This window comes from Rummeliibacillus sp. POC4 (genome assembly GCF_003576525.1).
Lineage (GTDB): Bacteria > Bacillota > Bacilli > Bacillales_A > Planococcaceae > Rummeliibacillus.
The window spans coordinates 1-1,446 of the sequence record NZ_QWUA01000120.1; the positions used below are offsets into that span (position 1 = coordinate 1).

At 29.2% G+C, this 1,446-nt stretch carries 2 protein-coding genes; both read left to right on the forward strand.

Going from position 1 to position 1,446, the window contains the following annotated elements; all coding sequences use genetic code 11:
• Positions 1–300, forward strand: a 300-nt coding sequence (locus tag D1606_RS18015; RefSeq protein ID WP_158582434.1) for a protein rep, incomplete at its 5' end; no start/stop codon positions are given.
• Between the two features lie 87 nt (positions 301–387).
• Positions 388–1,281: a hypothetical protein gene (locus D1606_RS18020; RefSeq protein WP_119417396.1), complete on the forward strand. Its 894-nt coding sequence runs from the start codon at positions 388–390 to the stop codon at positions 1,279–1,281.
• Positions 1,282–1,446 lie beyond the last annotated feature (165 nt).

Genomic DNA, 1,446 nt, shown 5'->3' on the forward strand with positions numbered 1-1,446 from the left:
ATTCAAGCAGCGGTGCAAGAAACTGCAAAATATTCTGTGAAAGATGCCGACTATTTGACTGGTAATCTAGAAAATGATTTAGAAGTTGTAAAAGACTTAGAAGAAGGTTTATACCGGAAGCGAATGATTGCATACGGTGGTTTATTGAAAAAAGTACATAAGCAATTGAATTTAGATGATGTTGAAGAAGGCGATTTGGTACGAGTGGACGATGAGGATTCAGAGGTTGAAGAAAAAGCTTATTCTGTTGTTGCTCAATGGAATTGGAAATTGGAAAATTATTTGATAAACAGACTATAGAGACTAATCTAATACTTTTTATCTATACTAAATCTTTATTTTTTCATATATGCTTATTTCTGTAAAAATAAAGAGGGAGTTTTTAAAATGATACAAAAGATAATAACTGTTTTTTTAGTAAGCGTATTGTTCGTTAGTGTTTTTTTAACTAAAACATCGAATGTACAAGCTAGTGAATTAAAAGAAAATACACTACGAGTTCAAAATAATGATGATTTAAAAGTAAACTTCAATAACTCTGAAAAGAAAAAAATTGCTAACGACAGAGAAAAGATTATTTCAGAAATCAAAGAGAAAACTAAAACGTCCAATGAATCTGTTAATACTATAATCACGGAAACATTAAAGAAAAATACCCAAGAAACTTTAAATAAGGGTATTCAAGAAGAAATACAAACCATAAATAACGATGTACATAAGTCAGTAGAATTAGAAACTAATATAGAATCTGAAACTTTTGAGATCAATAAAAACCTGAGTGTAACGTTTGACGATAATTTGGTTATAGTAGATGAATTTAAAGAGTCAGAAGAAAGAGAAGTAGATGAAAATACTGACGACCTTAATTTATTTACATTTGTTGATAATCTGTTTTTTGATAAAGCATATGCTGCAACATCAAAGAAAATAAAAAATGCTTCGCATTCAAGAAGCATTTATGATACAGCTGTAAAAAGCTTAAAACTAGTTACTGCATATATAGGTGCAGAATTTACTTATGATGGGAAAAAAGTGACTGCCAGAAGAACTGGAAACTATATGAAAACAAATCATGTTGCAGGAATTCTTATTGATATAGTTGAAAAGAAAAGTGCAGTACAAAAGCCTAGTAGTTCAAGGAGAATAGCTTATCAAGAAGGTAGCGCAATTTTAGGTTTTACAATTAAAGGAAATGGTTTAAAATTACAAGAAAAATATTTAAGAGTTAATGTTGAATCGAATGCAAAAGGTACAATTACTAAAAGTTCAATTTTAAGATAGAAAGAAGGAAATTACGTGGCTTTTATTGCGACAGCAATTTTTACAGTAGTACTGATAGTATTTATTGTTTTAATGCTTGTAAAACTTTTTAAAAAAATTAAAAGTAGTAAGTGAAATTAGGGGGGGCGTCCCCCTTTTTTATTGTCCTGAAAGAAATATTTAAGG